This is a genomic window from Candidatus Izemoplasmatales bacterium, from assembly GCA_041649275.1.
In the GTDB taxonomy this organism is placed as follows: Bacteria; Bacillota_I; Bacilli_A; order Izemoplasmatales; family Hujiaoplasmataceae; genus UBA12489.
Genome location: JBAZNL010000010.1, coordinates 1 through 19468, shown reverse-complemented (window position 1 = coordinate 19468; position 19468 = coordinate 1). Strand labels below are relative to the sequence as shown.

General features: G+C 57.7%; 15 protein-coding genes. 11 read left to right on the top strand and 4 right to left on the bottom strand.

Annotated elements, in window-relative coordinates; genetic code table 11:
• Window positions 1–9 precede the first annotated feature (9 nt).
• Together dnaN and dnaA are read right to left on the bottom strand one after the other, a co-directional pair.
• Complete coding sequence (dnaN, locus tag WC509_06350; protein MFA5007068.1) at window positions 10–1134, bottom strand: DNA polymerase III subunit beta; 1125 nt, start codon at window positions 1132–1134, stop codon at window positions 10–12.
• 152 nt (window positions 1135–1286) lie between these two features.
• Window positions 1287–2660: a chromosomal replication initiator protein DnaA gene (dnaA, locus tag WC509_06345; protein ID MFA5007067.1), complete on the bottom strand. Its 1374-nt coding sequence runs from the start codon at window positions 2658–2660 to the stop codon at window positions 1287–1289.
• Window positions 2661–3029: 369 nt separating this feature from the next.
• On the opposite strand from dnaA, the gene rpmH reads away from it, so the two are divergent.
• From rpmH to pth, 5 genes are all read left to right on the top strand, one after another.
• Window positions 3030–3173, top strand: a complete 144-nt coding sequence (rpmH, locus tag WC509_06340; GenBank protein MFA5007066.1) for a 50S ribosomal protein L34 — start codon at window positions 3030–3032, stop codon at window positions 3171–3173.
• A 90-nt stretch (window positions 3174–3263) separates the two neighbouring features.
• Window positions 3264–3593 (top strand): ribonuclease P protein component, encoded by a 330-nt coding sequence (gene rnpA, locus WC509_06335; GenBank protein MFA5007065.1) that lies wholly within the window; start codon window positions 3264–3266, stop codon window positions 3591–3593.
• Window positions 3594–3604: 11 nt separating this feature from the next.
• Window positions 3605–4714 (top strand): YidC/Oxa1 family membrane protein insertase, encoded by a 1110-nt coding sequence (locus WC509_06330; protein MFA5007064.1) that lies wholly within the window; start codon window positions 3605–3607, stop codon window positions 4712–4714.
• Between the two features lie 20 nt (window positions 4715–4734).
• The gene (gene jag, locus WC509_06325; protein MFA5007063.1) at window positions 4735–5355 is read left to right on the top strand and encodes an RNA-binding cell elongation regulator Jag/EloR; all 621 of its coding nucleotides are present in this window, start codon (window positions 4735–4737) and stop codon (window positions 5353–5355) included.
• A 1-nt stretch (window position 5356) separates the two neighbouring features.
• Window positions 5357–5920, top strand: a complete 564-nt coding sequence (gene pth / locus WC509_06320; GenBank protein ID MFA5007062.1) for an aminoacyl-tRNA hydrolase — start codon at window positions 5357–5359, stop codon at window positions 5918–5920.
• 340 nt (window positions 5921–6260) lie between these two features.
• On the opposite strand, the gene WC509_06315 is transcribed toward pth, so the two are convergent.
• Window positions 6261–8084 carry a glycoside hydrolase family 13 protein gene (locus tag WC509_06315; GenBank protein ID MFA5007061.1) on the bottom strand — a complete coding sequence of 608 codons (1824 nt, stop codon included), beginning with the start codon at window positions 8082–8084 and terminating at the stop codon, window positions 6261–6263.
• A gap of 180 nt (window positions 8085–8264) precedes the next feature.
• On the opposite strand from WC509_06315, the gene WC509_06310 reads away from it, so the two are divergent.
• Genes WC509_06310 through WC509_06300 form a run of 3 tightly spaced genes read left to right on the top strand, consistent with a single transcriptional unit; the run spans window position 8265 to window position 11192 of the window.
• A complete protein-coding gene (locus WC509_06310; protein MFA5007060.1) occupies window positions 8265–8759 on the top strand; it encodes an RDD family protein in 495 nt (164 codons plus the stop codon).
• Window positions 8752–10347, top strand: coding sequence for an alpha-amylase family glycosyl hydrolase (locus WC509_06305; GenBank protein MFA5007059.1), 1596 nt, complete (start codon window positions 8752–8754; stop codon window positions 10345–10347). Before WC509_06310 ends, WC509_06305 begins: the two co-directional genes overlap by 8 nt.
• The gene (locus WC509_06300) at window positions 10347–11192 is read left to right on the top strand and encodes a DUF1189 family protein (protein ID MFA5007058.1); all 846 of its coding nucleotides are present in this window, start codon (window positions 10347–10349) and stop codon (window positions 11190–11192) included. The genes WC509_06305 and WC509_06300 overlap by 1 nt, the downstream gene beginning before the upstream one ends.
• A gap of 59 nt (window positions 11193–11251) precedes the next feature.
• On the opposite strand, the gene pulA is transcribed toward WC509_06300, so the two are convergent.
• Window positions 11252–14101: a type I pullulanase gene (gene pulA / locus WC509_06295; protein MFA5007057.1), complete on the bottom strand. Its 2850-nt coding sequence runs from the start codon at window positions 14099–14101 to the stop codon at window positions 11252–11254.
• 216 nt (window positions 14102–14317) lie between these two features.
• Here pulA and WC509_06290 point away from each other — a divergent pair, with 216 nt between their 5' ends.
• The 3 genes from WC509_06290 to WC509_06280 all read left to right on the top strand — a co-directional run.
• Window positions 14318–16753: a pullulanase-associated domain-containing protein gene (locus WC509_06290; protein ID MFA5007056.1), complete on the top strand. Its 2436-nt coding sequence runs from the start codon at window positions 14318–14320 to the stop codon at window positions 16751–16753.
• 23 nt (window positions 16754–16776) lie between these two features.
• A complete protein-coding gene (locus WC509_06285; protein MFA5007055.1) occupies window positions 16777–18084 on the top strand; it encodes an extracellular solute-binding protein in 1308 nt (435 codons plus the stop codon).
• Between the two features lie 94 nt (window positions 18085–18178).
• Window positions 18179–19468, top strand: a 1290-nt coding sequence (locus tag WC509_06280) for a DUF5683 domain-containing protein (GenBank protein ID MFA5007054.1), incomplete at its 3' end; no start/stop codon positions are given.

Below are 19468 nucleotides of genomic sequence, written 5' to 3'. Positions count from 1 at the left end.
ACGTGCGGCTTATTCGGTACGGACCGGCAGGATCAGCTGGATCAGGCCGTGGTCGTTCTCGCCTTCGATGACGAAGGGACGGATCTCGCCGGTGAACTTGACGAACACCTGGTCGGAGACGAACGTCTTGAGCGCGTCGAGGAAATATTTCGCGCTGAAGGCGATCCGGATCGGAATGCCGATGGCCTTGTCGACGGGGAAGACTTCTTCGACGACCTTGCCGATTTCGGGCGAGTTCGACGTGATCTCGACGACGTTGTCGCTGCGGAGGTACAGCTTGACGATCGCCGCCGTCGCTTCGCGGGACGAGAGCAGCGAGGCGCGCTCGATCGCGATGGCGAGGTCGTTCTTGTTGAACTTGATCACGATCGGGAATTCGTACGGAATCAGACGTGACGTCTCGGGGAAGTTGCCGTCGAGCAGGCGCGACTGGAACAGGACGTTGCCGTATTCGAACAGGATCGACTTGTGGTCGAGGTGGATCAGAATCTCCTCGAGGTTGGATTCCATGATCTTGATCAGTTCGTCGAGGCTGCGTCCGGGGATGACGACGTTCATGTTGTCCATCGAGGCAGGGATGTCGACGACCTTCTGGGAAAGACGGAAGGAGTCGGTCGCGATCGCCACGAGGCGCTGCCCGTCGACGCGGATGTTGACGCCGGTCAGGATCGGCCGGTTCTCGACGACGGAAGTCGCGAACGTGGTTTGACGGATGATCGAACGCATGACCTTCGAATCCAGCCGGATCGGGTTGTCGTTCATGAAGAACTCGATCTGCGGGAAGTCATCGACGTTCATCATGTTCAGGGTGATGTCCGAGTTGCCGGCGACGATCCGGAGCATGTTGTTCTCGATCACCGAGACGGCGATCCTGTCTCCGTCGAGCTTGCGGATGATTTCGACGAAATAGCGTCCGGGAACGAGGACTTCGCCCGTCGACTCCACGGAAAGGCTCTCGTGCTTCACCGACAGCTTGATCGATATGTCCGAATTGCTCGTCACCATGACCAGTTCGTTCTGATAGACTTCGAGCTTGACGCCCTGCAGATACGGAGCCGGTGTCTTGGTCGACAGGGCTTTCTGCGCGACCAGCAGGTTGTTCAGCATAACCTCTTTATTGATGGTGAAATTCATAGGCGCCCTCCTGATTCTTTAGGTAATCTTTTATAACTTATTATTGTTATTAGCGTTGGGGATTCGGGGAAAACCCGGTTTGATCTCTGCCTATTATTATACCACAGATAGCCTTATTATAATATCCTTATATGTGCGAAATGTGGGCTTTTTTACGCTTTTTTTCCACATTTGATCAACAGTTTCTCGATGTCCGATTTCTTGTCCTTGTCGGTCTGCATGTCGTTGGCGATCTGCTCGATCGAATAGATGACGGTGGAGTGGTCCTTGTCGTTGAAGATCTGCCCGATCTTCTTGTAGGTCAGGTCGTAGACTTCCTTCAGGATGTACATCGAAACCTGACGCGGATAGACGTACTGCTTCGTCCGTTTGTTCGAGAGAAGGTCCGAGGTCGTGATGTGGTAGTAGGCGCTGACGATGTCAAGAACCGTATTGAAGTTGCCGTTGGCCATCGCCGTGCTGGAGATCTTCTTCGTGTTGATCAGGTTCTTGAGAGCTTCCTCGGCGTTGGCGATCGTGAACTTGTAGTCGAACGCCGTACAGTAGAACAGGACCCGCTTCAGTGCGCCTTCGAGTTCACGCACGTTGTTGTCGAAGATGCTGGCGATGTACTCGAGGACGTTGTCCGGAACGAGTTCGGGGTCGGAGGTTTCGGCCTGGAGCTTCTTTTTCAGAATCTGGATGCGGTGATCGAGCGAGGGCCGGTTGATGTCGACCGACAACCCCCAGGAGAAGCGGCTCGTGAGGCGCGACATGATGTCGTAGAGTTCGGTCGCGGGACGATCGGACGTGATCACGATCTGCTTGTTGTTCTCCTTCAGCTTTTCGAAGATCTTGAAGAACTCGAGCTGCGATTGGTTCTTGCCGGAAAGGAACTGGATGTCGTCGACGAGAAGGATGTCGACGTTCTCGTATTTCTTGGAAAACTCGTCGAACGTCTTTTTTGCGGATGCCTTGGCGTAGTCTTCGATGAACTGATCGGTCTTGACATAGAGAACCTTCATGTTCACGTCGTTTTCGAGGATGTAGTTGCCGACGCATTGCATCAGATGGGTCTTGCCGAGGCCGACCTCGCCGAAGATGTACAGTGGATTGGAGATGATGCCGGGTTGATCCGCGACCTTGATCGCCGACGTGTAGGCGAGTCGGTTCGATGCGCCGACGACGAAGTTCTCGAACGTATAGGAGTTGTTGAGCCCTGTCTTGTACTTGTCGGCGAGCCCGGTCTCGGGACTGTTGACGGCGTATGGCGCCTTGGCGAGTTCCTCGGCCGCCTGCTCCTTCGTGATGATCTTGAACATGTGCTTTTCCTGCACCAGTTCATTGAGCATCCCGTTCAGCCGGTTCAGATAGAACGATTCGATTTTTCCCTTGATGAACGAGTTCGGCGCGACCAGATAGACATAGTTGTTCACGATCTTGAATACGCTCGTGATACCGGCGAAGGTCTCGTTGTATACATCCTCGTCAAGGATGATCTGCAATTTGGTTTTGATCTGTTCCCAGAGCTTCTGAAATTCTTCCATGTCGTACCTCTCGCGTATCATCTACAATATACCATAGATGCCAGTCGAATCAGACAGGAAGTTCTCCACAAAAAATGTGGAAAAAAACATCGAACGAGCCTGCCGGTTCAGCGCGAATGTGGAAAATCGGATCGCCAAGATTCGCAGTTTTATTTGGTTTTCCACATCTCCACATACAACGGTTTTCCACGTTTTCGTGGAGAAGTCGGATGCACGTACTAAGCGCGAAAAATGGCGATAAAGGGGTTGTGGAAAAAAACGCCGATCGCGAAAAAAAACACGGCCGGTCATTTTGTGTTGACAGACTCGGTAAAATCACATATAATGATGTAGCATGGTTTTCGGAATCGTCGCAAGGAGGTGTTGAATGTGAAAAAGACATATCAACCGAGCAAGCTGAAAAGAGCCAAGACGCATGGGTTTCTGGCCAGAATGGCGTCGTCTACCGGACGCAAGGTTCTGAGCAGACGGCGTGCCGTCGGTCGCAAATCGCTGACCGTCTCCGATCGCTAGATCATCCAATCCCCATACAACCGATACCTGAAACCACCGGAATAACGCAAGTCGTTCCGGTGATTTTTCTTTTCCGGGGAGGCGCACGTCATGGACAAGTCGTATCACGTACGCAAGAACGAGGACATCGAGAAGATCATCAAGCGCAAGGATACCGTCGGCGATTCCTGTTTCGTCGTCTACAAGCTGATCAATCCCGTCGTCGCGCATCTTCGGTTCGCCATCAGCGTGCCCAAAAAATACGGAAACGCCGTGGAACGGAACCTAATCAGGCGGCGCGTTCGTGAAATCGTCACGCACGCGAGCCTGAAGGACGATTTCGACTATTTCATCGTGGTCAAGCCGGCCGCCGCGGGGCTGAACTTCGCGGAACTGTCCGCCGATTTGCATAAACTATTCGCGCGAGCGAAAATAATATGAGGTATGAGCCTATGAAAACAAGCAGATTCATCAAATTCATCCTGTTGGCCGCGCTCTTCATTGGTCTGGCGTCCTGCGGAACGAAAACCGGCGAAGTCTCCTACGCCAACTACGAAGCCATCGTCACCGTCGCCGAAGCGACCGAAGATGCGCCCGCGACGACCTACAGCGGCGTCATCATCCTGCTCGGCGCCCCAAGCACCTCGACCTATGATTCCGCGACCAAGCAAGGGTTGCTCACGTGGGTCGAAGGCGAAGCGGTCGTCACCGTCACCATCGCCAACGACGCGGTTTCGGCGTCGACATCCGAAAACCTCTATCGGGATATCTACCACACGCCGATCAGCGCGGCCGAAGACATCGGCATCTGGCAGTCGATCATCCGCTGGATCGGGTACTATACCTTCTACGCCAGTAACCTTTTCGGACTCCTCGACGCCCGTTATTACTGGCTCGGGCTTCTGATCATGACGCTCACGATCAGAACCCTCGGCTGGCCGATCTACGCCAAGTCGAACGACATGACCCTGAAGATGAACATGATGCAGCCGGAGCAGGCGAAGATTCAGGACAAGTACAAAGGACGCACCGATCAGGCGTCCCAGCAGCGCATGCAGATGGAAATGATGGAACTGTACAAGAAATACAAGATCAACTTCCTGGGCTGCCTCATGCCGTTCCTGCAGATGCCGATCTTCATCGCGATGTACCAGGTCGTGCAGCGCTTCCCACTCACCGATACCGCCGTATTCAACGGCGGCGTGACGAGCCAGATGAACATCCAGTTTCTCTGGACCAACCTCGGGAGCACCGACTGGCTTCCCAACCTGCCGCTCGCCCTTCTCGTCGGCGTGACGATGTGGCTGAGCCAGTATCTCGCCCAGCAGCGTACCAAGAAGACCCAGAAGAACGTCCGGTATCAAAACGCCCAGGCGCAGCAGACACAGAAGACGATGCAGTTCATGATGTACTTCATGACGGCGATGATGGCCTGGATCGCGCTCGGCAACGCCGGCATCGCATTCTACTGGATCATCGGCAACGTCTATCAACTCCTGCAGAGCTATCTCGGACAGCGCGGCACGGTCGCCCGTCAGGATGAGCTTCGCAGACGCATGTAGCGATAAGGGGGAACAACATCATGAGATCGATCCGTTTCGAAGCGAAAGCGATGAATGAAGCAACCGTCCGTTACGCCGCCGACGAACTCAAGGTCAACAAGGATTTCGTCGAACTCAACGTCATCGAAGAGAAGGTCGGACTTCTCCGCATCAACAAGACCTTCATCGTCGAGGCGACGATTAGGTTCGATGTCGTCCGCGACAGCATCAAGTATCTGCAGCAGATCCTCGACGACATGCAGCTCGAAGCCGCCGTCGAGGCTCGGATCGTCGCCGACCACGAGATCACCTTTATCGTCAACACGAATGAAAACCCGATCCTGATCGGCAAGAACGGCAAGACCCTGGATGCGATCCAGACGCTGCTCAAGAACTACATCAACCTCTTCACGGACGAACATTACGTGGTCCTGGTCGACATCGGAGGGTACAAGGAGCAGCGGAAGAAGCAGCTCGAGATCCTGGCGACGAAGACCGCGAAGGAAGTCGCCAAGACCAAGGTCGAGGCGAAACTCGGCAAGATGAACGCCTATGAACGCCGCGTGATCCACACGAAACTCGCGGACTGGCGGGATGTGACGACGGAATCCGAAGGCGAGGAACCGAATCGCTGCGTCGTCATCAAGCCGAAGAACAAGTAACATGAAACTCGTCGTCGGGCTTGGCAATCCCGGCAAGGAATACGCCAAGTCGAAGCACAACGTCGGCTTCATGGTCCTTTCCTCATACGCCGCCGCAAACAATCTGAACTTCACGAAATCGATTAAGTTCCATGGCGAAATCGTCAAGACGCAGGATGCGATCCTGCTGAAGCCGAAGACCTACATGAACCTGTCCGGAATCTCCGTCAGGGCCGTTGCGGAATACTATTCAATCAAGAACGAAGATATCCTCGTCGTGTCCGACGACCTCGATCTTCCCTTCCTGCAGGTCCGACTTCGGGAAAAAGGGAGCGCCGGAGGGCACAACGGATTGAAGTCGATCATCGAACATCTGCAGGGAAACGACTTCAAGCGTCTTCGCATCGGCATCGGTCGGGACGATCGTCAGGAAGTCGTCGATTACGTCCTTGACGGATTTACCAAGGCGCAGGAGCGAGAATTGCCCGACATCATGATCACGACATCGCAGATTCTGGCGCTTTTCCTATCGTCGACATCCTTTGACGAAATCATGACCAGATATAACGCCAAGAAGCCGGAATGACCATAAAAAGAGAAGCGGTCCGTAATCGGAACGCTTCTTTTGTTTGTCTTGATGACGGAAATGGCAAAAACCGCGGAAAACCACTTATTAGAGCACATGTGACAATCACAGTTCACAATAAACTATAAATATGGCCAAATATGGGCAAATGTCAATTTCATTATATTTTGATACCAAACTCTACATTTCTACGATCAAATGGGGTGACCTTCGTCGGTCAATCACAAAATAAAAAACAGACGCAATGAAGAAGTCACCAAATCAGACCGAGTTACACATCGCTTGGCAGCACAACGAGTTCTTCTCATCATCGGTGAACAAAAACGAGAGATGCCCGATTTCATTCCTCGATTTCCAAGAGGCGATAGCTGAATCCGGGAAGCAAGATCCGGCCGTCGAGCAAAAGCGGGCGGCCCGTTTCGAGGTCGACGGCAGCCTTCCTGCTGGCGCTTGTCGGGATCTCCACCGAACGACGATCGGCGTTCACGTTCACCATCACGACGAGCGATCCTTTCTGATAGACGAGGACGCCGTCGTCGTGTCGGTGCCATTGGAGCGACGTCGACTTGAAGTCGGGAACCGCCTTGCGCAAGCCGATGATGCGACGCATGAAATCGAACATGTTCAGGTTCTGCCGCTTCTCGTCCCAGACCATGCAACGACGCGAATCGGGATCGTCACTTCCTTCCAAGCCGATCTCGTCACCGTACAGGATCGCTGGCGATCCGCAGAACGTGAAGATGAACAGGTAGGCGAGCTTCGCCAGTTCGACGTTCCCGCCGCAGCGCGTGAGGATCCGCATCGTATCGTGCGAGTCGACGAGGTTGAACATGTTCTTGGCGACCGGCTTTGGATACGACAGGAGAAGGTTGTTGATGCGATAGGCGAAACGTTCGGCATCGATCTTGCCGGGGGTCCTGTACGTTCCGAAGAACTGCCAGATCGGATAGGAGATCTCGTAGTTCATGACGGCGTCCATCTGGTCGCCGCGGAGCCACGGGGTCGAATCGTCCCAGTTCTCGCCGAGGATGTAGACGTCGTTCTTGACGGCGCGGACGGCCTGGCGGAACTTTCGCCAGAAGGCGTGGGAGACCTCGTTGGAGACGTCGAGCCGCCACCCGTCGATGTCGTATTCGCGCACCCAGTAGGTACCGACGTCGAGCAGATACTTCTCCATCAGCGGATTGCCGGTGTTGAGCTTCGGCATGAACGGCGTCATCGCGAAGGTACGGAAGCGCGGCCGGATCGTATGGACCGCCGGTCGGCCGTTGGCGTCGAGCGGAAAGTCGACGAAGTCCTCGTCCTCGATGAAGAAACAGTCCCAGTAGGGCGACTTCTTCCCGTTCTTGACGACGTCCTGGAAGAACGGATGATCCCAGCCGCAGTGATTGAACACGGCGTCGAGCATGACGCGGATGCCGTTCTCGTGGCACTTCGCGACCAGTTCCTTGAAATCGGCGTTCGTCCCGAACGACGGATCGATCGTGAAATAATCCTCGGTGTCGTACTTGTGGGCGGAATACGCCTTGAAGATCGGCGTGAAGTAGATGCCGGTGACGCCAAGCGAACGCAGATGCGGAATCGCCTCGACGACCCCGGGCAGATCGCCGCCGAAGAACATGTTGTTCTTGATGCCCGCCTCGACGGAGCCCCAGGGAAGGTAACCGTCCTTCTGGAAGGCGCTTTTGCGGAAGCGGTCGCAGAAGATCTGGTACCAGACGGTATCGTCCGCCCACGACGGCGCGTCGATCAGGTCCTCGCGGTTGATGTAGGGATAGTTGAAGTAACCCGCCAGGTTGTAGACGAGGGCGTCGTCCCTGGCGAGGTCGACGGGGGTCAGTTCGCGACAGCCGTAGAACCAGGTTCTGCCGTCGGCGTGGACGAGAAACGCATACTTGCTCCGGGTGGACTCGGTATGGACCGAAGCGAACCAGTGGTCGAACAGTTCGGTCTCGCATTCGACCGCCATCGGCTTGCGCGGGAAGGCCTTCCCGCTCCAGACGTAGGCGCCGTTTTCGAGACGCCACTCGAACGGATCGCCGATGATGAGTTCGACGGCGTCGACCTCTCTTTTCGCGGTCTGAAGATGGATATGCAGGGTATGTTCGTCGTTGGCGTATGCCATCGGTCCCTTGGGAACGTGTCGGACGGCGTGCAGGTTCATGGTGTCAAGCCTTCTTTCTGTCGATGCGGTCAATCCTATTTTATCATCATCGCCGCGGAATGCATCCCGGCGCGATATGGAATGGTTTCCATCTTCGCCGCCCGCAGAAATCATCCCCAAAGACGGACGATTATAGTATAATGGTCTGGTACGATGCCACATTTTATCGAGGTACGCCACATGAACAACTCGTATGAACGCCGGATCCGCGCCTTCTCGATCGATCTCTCGATGGCGACGGTCCTGCTGTTCCTGCTGATCGGGATCGCCTCCGTGATCGAGGGCGTCGACGACGGCCTCAAGATCGGCGTCGCCGCCGCGATCGCCTATTTCGGCACCCTCGTGGTTCCGATCTTCTTCTCCCGCGGGCAGTCGTTCGGAAAAAGGACGCAGAAGATCAAGGTCGTGTCGGTCCGGACGGGCGAAGCCGCGCCGCTCGCGATGGGGATCCTGCGCGAACTCTTCAAGGCCGCGTTCCTGATCGTCACGGTCGGCTTCTACATCGTCGTCTGCGGCATCATGGCTTCTTCGCGCAAGGACGGCCGCGTGATCCACGACCTGATCTTCGGCACCCGCGTCGTCTGCCTCACCCGCTACGTCAGCGACCGCGACGGAACCTACATCGAACAGACGCCCGCGATGAAGAAGCGAATGGAGGGAAGCTCCCATGACTAGAAAGCCGATCGCCGTCTTCGCCCTCCTGCTCGTCGCGTTCGGGATTCTGTCGTGCAAGGCCTCCGATCCCGACCTCGCGGCGGTCAATCCCGAGGCCGGCGTGTATTACGAGATCTTCGTCCGCAGCTTCGCCGATTCCGACGGCGACGGCGTCGGCGACTTCAACGGCATCGCCGCGAAGATCGACTACCTCAAGGATCTCGGCATCAAGGGGATCTGGCTCATGCCGATCCATCCCTCGCCTTCCTATCACGGCTACGACGTGACCGACTACTACGCCGTCAATCCCGACTACGGCACGATGGCCGACTTCGAGAATCTCGTCGCCGTCGCCGACGCGGCGGGCATCCGCGTGATGCTCGACATGGTGTTCAATCACACCTCCGACCAGCACCCGTGGTTCCTCGCGGCGCAGGAAGGCGACGAAAAGTACCTCGACTACTACGTCACCGTTCCGAAATCGACCGACACCTCGCGGATCTTCGGCAGCTGGAACCAGAACATCTGGCATTCGACGGACTCCTTCAAATACTGCGGGTACTTCTCCAACACGATGCCGGACCTGAACTTCTACAGCGATGCCGTCAAGACGGAGATCCTCGACATCTCGAAGTTCTGGATCGACAAGGGCGTGAAGGGGTTCCGGCTCGACGCGGTGCACCACTATTACGGCGTGAACGAGTATCTCGGGAAGACCTACGACTTCTACGACAACATCGTCTATCTCAACGACTATTCGGAGGCGATCGACGCGTATGCGGACGACATCCGGATCATCGGCGAAGCCTACATCGAATCCGACTATCAGGTTCCCGCGACCTACTTCTATGGGATCGACGCGCCGATCAACTTCCCGCTGGCGGCGAAGATCAGGAGCGCCGCCCAGAAGACCAAGAACTACAACTACGCCGAGAACCTCGAGGTCTGGTACGACTACTACCGCGACCTCAAGTCCGACTTCATCGATTCGCCCTTCGTCGTGAACCACGACATGGACCGCTTCGCCTCGCAGACGCTCGGGAACACGGCGATGATGAAGCTCGCCGCCGAAATGCTCCTCGTCCTACCGGGCGACCCCGTCATCTATTACGGCGAGGAACTCGGGATGTTCGGCGTCAAGGCGTCGGGTCCCGACATCTGGGACGAGACGCGGCGGATGCCGTTCGTCTGGGGCGACGCGTCCCAGACCGACTGGATCATCTCCGCCAACTCGACGCTTGCGGCGATGGAGACGGCGAACGCCGCGGTCGCGACGGCGGAGGAACAGCTCGCCGACCCGGATTCGATTCTGTCGACCTACAGGGCGATCCTGGCGGTCCGAAACGCCAACATGGCGCTCGCCTACGGCAACGCCTTCACCGCCTGGGAGGATTCGACGCCCTCGCTGTCCGGATTCTACCGCGAATACGCCTATGGCGACCTGACCCAGCGCGTCCTCGTCCTTCACAACTTCGACGACGAGGCGGTCGCGATCCCGGCCGTCGACGGCACCGTGCTCTACCTGAGCGGTTTTGACCCGAGCGGCACGTTCACCGAGATCCCGGCCCGCTCCACCCTCATCATCGACGTCACCCCGGGGGTCGACTGATGCTTCGGATTCTGGCGAACGGATTCACGTTCAGGCGGATCTTCTCGCTTCGTTCGGCGCCTTTCGGGGGATTCATCGCATATTTCCTGTTCCTCGTCCTCCTGATGAGCTTTCCGCTCAACTACCAGATCGTCCGTTCCGGCGGTTGGGACCTCTACAACTTCACCGGCGGAATCCGCGCCGACGCGCCGGAATGGCTTCCCGACGGACTTCCCGCCGACATCGTCATCTCCTCGCGGGGCATGACGTTCACCATGGCGGAGACGTCGGTTTTCGAGACCACGAACGTCGCGGGCGACCCGCTCTTCATCGTGTTCGCCCCCGAAGGCGGATACGCCGCTTCCGGCCGCGCGCTCGTGTTCGAACCCGCGCGCATCGCCTACTGCGACGAGACCGGGACCGAGCTCTTCGACGTCGGGTACGGTTCCGTCGGCGAGACGGTCAGCTTCGGCTCCTTGCGGCTGATGACCTCCGAGGACCTCGCGCTCGAGAAGTTCGTCACGATGATCGACGAGGCGTTCTCCGGACCCGCGATCTTCAAGTCGACGGTCTACTTCACCTTCGTGACGCTCGTCCTGAACCTGATCCTGGTCCTCGTCCTGTCCGCGATCTTCCTCCTCGTCCGTGTCCGCTACCAGAAGGTGACCGGATTCAAGGAGAACGTGCGGATCGTGATCGCCGCGATGACGATCCCTTCGCTTGTGGGCTTTCTCGTCGGTCTGCTCGGCCTGATGGAGGTCAACGCGTTCACGGTCGTGCTCTTCCAGTTGCTCACGCCGCTGATCGCCCTCATGGCGATCCTGCGCGGATCGAACGTCAGGGAAGTCTCCAACAAGGAAGTCTGACAGAAAAAGAATCGGGCCGATTCCCTCCGCGGGAGTCGGCCCGATTCGTCATTCTCGGATCAGTGTTTCCTTCTCATGAAGATGAAGAATGCGAAGAAGACGGCGTTGAAGGCGAAGAAGACGGTTCCGAAGCGGATGCCGAGGAAGGTGCATCCCGTATCCGGTTCCTCGGGGACGATCACGACGCCCTGGTAGAGGATGACCGTTTCGTTCTCCATGACGAACATCGACGAGCCGCCGGAGTAGGTGCGGATCACCGAGTCGCCGATGCCGTCCTGGTTCCCGACGAGGTTCCAGTCCTCGCCCGAGGGGAGCGTGACGGTCGCGAAGTCGCCGGTGTTGTGGATCACCAGGATGTTGTCCCAGGAATCGCCATTGGCGTAGTCGGAGATCATGTATCCGAAGGCGGAGGAATCGCCGAAATCGAGGAACGTGAGGTGCTCTTCCACATCCGCCGCGGCGGGCATCCGGAAGGCCGGATGGGCCTTGCGGAGCGCGATCAGATCCTTATAATATTCGAAGACCTCCGTGTTGTCGCTCTGGGCCTTGAGATCCCAGCGAAGCTGGTTGACGGAGTCGGGCGACTGGTAGGAGTTCCGGTTGTACTTGGTGGCCACGCAGACGTCGGGATTGTCGCCCGGGACGCACGGCTTCGAACGCATGAACTCCGAGCCGGCATGCAGGAACGGGATGCCCTGGGCGGTGAGGACGAGGGCGTTGGCCTGCTTCTGCATCTCCTTGATGAGTCCGTTGGTGCGCTGCGCGTAGGTGGCGGTGTACATGAGCTTGTCGTACAGCGTCAGGTTGTCGTGGGCGGTGACGTAGTTGATCGTCTGGCTCGGATTGTCGTTCCAGAACATGCCGTAGGTCCGTCCCTCGAGGGTGATGCCCGGGAGCTGGACGCCGCCGGCAACGCCGTATTTCAGACGGTTGATGATCGAGGTGTTCTTGGCGTCCTGGACGAAGCCGTCCTCGGTTCCGTCGGGATTGCCCTTGACGGCGTTGCGGAAGTCGTCGTTGAAGGCAGCGACGCCGGGCATGTCGACCAGGTTGACCTTGTCGGCCGCGATCGACGAGGAGAGGATCGTCCCGCCGCCGGTCCACGGCTCGCCGTAGACGATGATCGTCGGATCGATCGCGTGGAGTGCGGCGACGATCGCGTTCATCGTGCCCGTGTCATGGAGCGCCATGAGGTCGAAGCGGAAGCCGGAGATGTTGTACTCTTCGGCCCAGAAGGTGACGGAATCGACCATGAACTTGCTCATCATGTAACGCTCGGAGGCGGTCTCATTGCCGGTTCCGGACCCGTTCGAGAACGAGCCGTCGCTGTTCATGCGGTAGTAGTAGCCGGGGAGGATGAGGTTGAAGTTGGAGTCGCCGCTCTGGCCGGTGTGGTTGTAGACCACGTCCATGACGACGCGCAGGTCGTTTCTGGACATCGTCGCCATCAGCTGCTTGAATTCGTTCACGCGGACGGAACCATCGAACGGATCCGTGGAGTAGTAGCCTTCGAGGCAGTTGTAGTTGAGCGGCATGTAGCCCCAGTTGAACTGGTCGTCCGCGCCCGACTCGTCGACGGCGTTTCCGTAATCGAAGAAGGGCAGGATCTGGACGTGGGTGACGCCGAGCTCCTTGATGTGGTCGATGCCGGTCGACACGCCGCCGTAGGTCGTGCCTTCGACGGTGAAGCCGAGGAACTTCCCGCGGTAGGACTCGTACTGGCTGTCGACTTCCCAGCTTGAATGGCTGGTGAGGTCGCGGACGTGAACTTCATAGATGATCGCGTCCGTGTAGTTGAGCATCGTGTCGGGACGGTCGCCGTAGGTGAAGCCGGCGGGATTCGTCTGGCTGAAGTCGACGACCATGCCGCGGAGACCGTTGACGCCGCAACTCTTCGCGTACGGGTCGACGACTTCGTTGGTCTTGATGCCGTTGGTGACGGTGTAGGTGTAGTATTTGCCGTGAAGGTTGCCGGGGACGGAAGCGATCCAGGTACCCTTCAGGTCTTTCGTCATCGCGATCGTCTGGGAAGGCGTGTCGGTCGCTTCGGAATCCTTGGCGGAAAGCACGGACGGCGTTCCGGAGTCGTAGATCTTCAGGACCACGGAAGTCGAGATCGGAGCCCAGAGACGGAAATCCGTGGTGGTCGCGTTCACGACGGCGCCGAGGTCGTCGCCGTCGTAACCGTAGGCGTCGATGAAGGCTTCGGTGTCGTAGATGCCGTCGAAGGTCACGTCGTATGTCTTCAGCTCGGTGCCGAACAGAACCTCCATCGTATAGGTGTTCTCCAGATCGACGTTGGCGGGGATCGTGATCGTTCCGGTGTTGGCGGACAGCGACAGCGTGAAGGCGGCGGCGGAGCCGTTGACCTTGAGCGTGATCTTGTCGGACGTCACGACCGAAGTGAGTGTGAAGCGGATCGTGCGGAGGGTGTTGAAGTAGGCGTTGACGACCTTGTCGCTGCGGTCGGGGCCGTCCGGATCGTCGACGGAGTAGCCGATCCGCTCGTCGCCTTCGACGAAGTAGACGTGCAGGACGCCGCCTTCGGAAGTCGCGGGGACGGTGATGAAACGATCCTTGTCAACATCTTTCTTGACCCAGTCGCCCTTGCGCATGATGATGCCGATCGAGGACGCGCTCGGGAAGTTCGCCGCGAGGTCGATCGTGGCGACGGCACCGAAGTCGTCGAGGACGACGCCGGATTCGTTTTCATCGAACTGGTAGGCCGCTCCGGCGCCCGCGGCGGGCCAGAGCCACATGTTCCACCCGTCGTCATAGTCGGCGGCGTAGCGGAAATAGTGGATGACCATCGTGTCGGTCGGAGAAGCCGCGGCTTCGACGTGTTTGAACGCGGGGATGAAGAGCATGGTGGCGGATACGAAAAGGATCAATGCGATCTTCTTGATCACGGATATTCCTCCTTATGTGAAAAAATCGGATACACGCCTTTATTCTAGCATAAAAGATGGCCTTTTTTCATATTCGAGTCTGTAACCGATTACGTTTTACGGTCGGATAAAAACGCTTGCATTCATTATATGAAAGTAGTAGAATTAATCACGTTCAAATGGCCACAAGCGCTTTCTTCTTGTGGACAGAGACAAAAATCATAACAGGAGGAAAAAATGAAGAAAAGTCTGTTGCTTCTGTTTTTCGCTGTCACGGCCTTGCTTGGCTTCGCGATGTCGACGAAGAACCTCAACGTCGACGCTGCCGCAGCCGGACAAGTCGTCTTCCACTATCAGAAGTGGGACGGCGTCTATACCAATGTCGGCCTTTGGGTTTGGGGCACCGGCACCGGCGGAACCGCCGATGGCGTTGAAAAAGCCGGAGAAGACGATTTCGGAGCGTACTTCGAAATCACCATCGGCGACGACGCGACCAGCATGGGCGCGCTTCCCATCTCCGACGAGTTCAGCGATGCGACCAACCGCTGGAACCACAAGGACACGATGGACGGACCCGACGAGAACACCGACAAGGACGACCTCGCGATCGATGTGACCGCGGCCGCCGCCGGCGCCACGATGCACGTCTACTTCTTCAGCGGCTCGAGAAGCGTCTTCGTCGCCAGCGAAGAGTACATCAGCGTGTTCGTGACCTATTTCACGACCTCGGAAGTCTACGAAGAGAACCTTGGCGTCCATGCCTGGGAAGGCTGGTATACCGACGAGGCTCTCGGAGCCTGGGCTACCTGGGGCACCCCGACGGAGATCTTCACCGGTGAATTCAGGACTCCCGAAGGCAAGCTCGGCAAAGTCGGCATGATGCAGGCTTTGCCCACCGCCGCGGCGGCCAAGTTCCTGGTCTATGCAGGCGGAGACGCCAACAAGAAGACGGCCGACGTCGTTCTCGACATCGACGCCCTCGAAGGCGGAGACGTCACCGCAGTCTATGTCGCGACCGAAACGTTCGTCGGGCTCGACAAGGCGACGCTGTACGCCGAATCGTCCTTCGCCTTCAAATTCACCCCCTACAGCTTCATCGACGGCAAGCTCGATGGAACCTTCGCGCTCACCAAGAGCATCGTCCAGGTCAAGTTCTCGGCCGAAATCTCCTCGTCCTACGACGATCTAACGAAGCCGATCGTGACCGAGTATCAGGAATATGAGATCATTGGTTACAACTACGTTCCGACCGGTGAAGGCGGAATCACGATCGATGACACCGTCTACGATCCGTACGTCGCCACAGAAATTCCGGCCGGCATGGCTCGCGTGGTCTTCCACTATCAGAAGTGGGACAGTGATTATTCGGATGTCGGAATGTGGGCATGGAACACCGGGACGAACGGCACATCCAACGGCATTACCAAGACCGGCGTTGACGATTTCGGCGCCGTGATTGAAGTTAATGTGGGTACTGATGCAACGTCCATGGGATTCATTCCGATCGCTGATGAAATGGGGACCGACAACCGTTGGAACCACAAGGATTCGTTGAATGGTGCCGACCTTGCTTACGATTTGACCGGCATCGCCGCGGGGGAAGTTCGTCACGTTTACTTCTTCAGCGGCGCCACATCCGCTTCGCTGTTCGTTGCGGATTCCACGAAGTCGAATTTCCTCGTCGTATACCTCAACCAGACCAATACGTATGAAGCCGATCTCGGCATCCACAACTGGAACATGGACGTCAACGCCAGCGGCTGGGGAACCCCGCTTCCGATGATTGACGCGTTCATTACGCCTGATGGAGTCCCGGGCAAGGCCATCCTTCTCACCGACGCCGCTCCGACGGACGGCGGCATCATCGTCCACTCCGGCGACACCAAGTATTCCGGCAACGACAACATCGAAGGCGCGGTCCTGACCGACGTCGCCGCCGGTGAAGTCGTCGTCATCTACGCCGGCATCTCCGGAGCCACCGCCGGAACGTTCGGCTACACCACCAATCATGACGATTTCGTCATGGAACTGATGGTCCCGACGGACAAGGTCCCGGTCTACGGATACGTCGACTACGAGAGAACCACCTATGAGAAGGCGTACTACGACCTCGCCGCGATGTTCACCCTCCTGAAGGACGACGTCGCCGTCGAGGATGCGATCGACAGCGTCAGCTTCAGCCACGACCTTCTCGCGATCAGCGAGCTCGCCATCGAATTCGCCATCGAGTTCGAAGCCGGACACGAGTACAAGCTGGTGTTCGACAACGGCGCCGAAGGCCTTGACAATCGTTCTGCCGAAATCGTCATCGTCACCGACGAAGCCGGCCCGGTCATCACGATCCTCACCTCCGAAGCGGACCTCACGTTCGTCGCCGGAACCGAATGGAGCACCGACTACTGGCCGGTCATCCGCGCCATCGACGACCGCGACGGAAACGTCAACGACCGCATCTACGTGAAGCCCACGGAAGGCATCGTCAACATGAACAAAGCCGGTGTCTATCCGATCACCGTCACCGCTTACGACAACTGGGGCAACGAATCCCAGGCCACGTTCAACATCACCATTCAGGCACCGGAAACCGGCTGCGCCGCGAACAACGCGAGCATCGGACTCCTCGGCCTCTTCGGCGTCGCGTTCTTCTTCGCTCGCCGAAGAGAATGGTTCTGAGTGGGATGAGAGGAGACAAGACCATGAAAAAAATTCTAAGCGTGTTTCTGACCCTCATCGTCCTCTTCACCCTCACCGCCTGCGGTACGGAACTTCCTGACAACATCATCGACTTCTCCGAAAGCCAGACCCAGCCGACCACGATCACGGTGTGGCTCGACGACACCGACGGCGTCTTCGCCGCCGAGGTCATCCCGGCCTTCAACGAAGTCTATCCGGACATCATCGTCAAGTTCCAGCACAAGGGCGCCCTCGACTCCCGCAACGACCTCAAGACCTACGGTCTCGTCGAAGGTCTCGGTGCGGACGTGTTCATGTTCCCGCATGACCACCTCTCCCTCGCCATGCTCGAAAACCTCGTCTACACGCTCCCGGATTCGCTCCTCGAGTCGCTGAAGACGACGGTCCAGCCGATCGCCCTCAACATCGCCACCGCCGGCACGCTCGGTACGACCGATGAAGCCCTTTATGCGGTTCCGATCTCGATCGAATCGATCTTCATGATGTACAACAAGGAAATGATTTCCGCCGAACAAGTCGCCGCCCTCGACACCTGGCCCGAACTGATCGCCTATGCCGAACAGTACGCGATCGACAATCCCGGCAAACAGCTGCTCACGACCAACTCGCACTGGGCGGACAACTACTACCTCCAGACGGTCTACTCCGCCTTCGGATGGCGTCCGCACGGCGTTGACGGCATCGACGGCACGCAGGTCGGCTTCGAATCCGACGCCCTCCTTGCCGCCCTGACCTGGCTGACCACCGAACTGAAACCGGTCGTCACCGGCAACGACGCCTACAACTCCGCCTCCACCACCCTCTTCGAACAGGGCGTCGCCGCGATGATGATCGCCGGCCCGTGGTCGATCCGCTCGATGCAGGATGCGATCGGTGCCGAGAATCTCGGCGCCGCCGTCCTCCCGACCTTTGAAGGCGTCGAAGGCGCGACCCATACGCCGAGCACCTTCGCCGGATCGCAGATGGTCGCCGTCTACAAGAACTCCTCGAACCGCGAAGCCGCGATCAAATTCGTCGAATTTCTCGCCAGCGAAACCGCCCAGGAGATCCTCTACACGACCTCGAACGACCTGCCCGCCCTCATCGACGTCACCGGCATCGCCGGCATCGCCGACGACCCGTTCATGCAGGTCATGATCGCGCAGCTCCAGACCTCCATCCCGATGCCGACCATCGCCGAAGTCACCTATTACTGGGCGGCCGCGCAGACCATGGTCGTCAACATCTGGGACACCAACGCCGACATCGCCACCGAGCAGATCAAAGCCGAAGCATCGTATCTCGCATCCAAGGCGCTCGGATCGAAATAACCGGCCCGTCCATCGTTAGGTTCAGATGGCCTTCGCAAGGAGGCCATCTTTCCTAATAAGAGGACACACGGATGCCAGACATGGGAGGTAACCAATGAACAAAACCGTTCACTCGCTCAAGGCGATCGCCTCGGCGATCATTCCGGGCCTCGGCCAGGTCTTCAACAAGCAGTTCTGGAAGGCGCTCGTCTTCTTCTCCCTATTCGCGCTTTTCGTCGGCGTCGAGCTCGGTTCGAGCCGATATTTCCAGCATTACGACTCGTACGTGAAAGTCGTGAGCGACGCCAACTCGGGCGTCGGCGAACTCTATTCCGACAGTTTCGCGAGAGGCTTCTACAGCCTCTACCTGTACCAGGTCGACCAGGACGAGATCGAACCGTTCGATGCGTTCGACGCGTTCTATGCGGTCGAAGGGACGGACATGGACGGATTCACGATGCGCGACCTCGTCGACTTCACCGCCGCCGACATCGTCGAGCATTCGACCCCGCGCTACTTCAATCTGGTGGACGACCTCATCGTGTCGGGAACCACCGCACGGACGTCGAACACCGGCACCATCGACGATGCCAACGACCTGATCATCGGCGAGGATGACGACGCGATCGCCGCGAAGCAGTTCTACCACATCCTGACGGGATTCACCGTCTACAACGTCGGCGGTCAGGAATACTACACGATCGGCAGCGAGCAGACCGCGGACGTCTACACCAACGTGAACGATCCGAACGACACGATCGCCTCGATCCCCTCGGGATCCGATGCCTACTATCGGACCGGCGTCCTCTACTACGACAGCGTCACCGACAAGGTCTACGTCAAGTGCACGATCTCGATCTCCGTCACTTCGACGTCCGTGTATCGCTACGTCAACGTCGCCGACAGCACCGATTATCTCGCCCCAGACGATCCCATCGTCGGGACGCTGAAGGAACTTGCGGTCAAGGGCGACATCGTCGTCGACGAGACCGACACGCTTTACGTTCAGTACGTACCGGAAGTCGATTACCGGAAGGACGCCGGCTACAACGCCACGCCGTTCTCGATGTATCTGCGCGACTACATCACGACCCGCTACAACCTCTCCACGAGCAGCCTGACCTCGAAGGAGTACAACCGCTTCCTGCTCGAGGTCTACTTCTCGGTCCATCCCGAACTGCGGATCGAATTCGAGGAGAACTACTACAATTGGTTCCATGATTCCGCCGGCTTCTTCGTCAAGGGCTTCTGGTCGATCATCACCCTCGGCGAATCCGATACGCGCGAATACTACTACAACTCGCTCCACGACGCCTTGAAATCGGTCCGCTTCACCGAGGGATCCTCGGTCTACATCCCGGTCTCGGGCATTCTCGACTACACGCCGCTGATCGGCCATACGTCG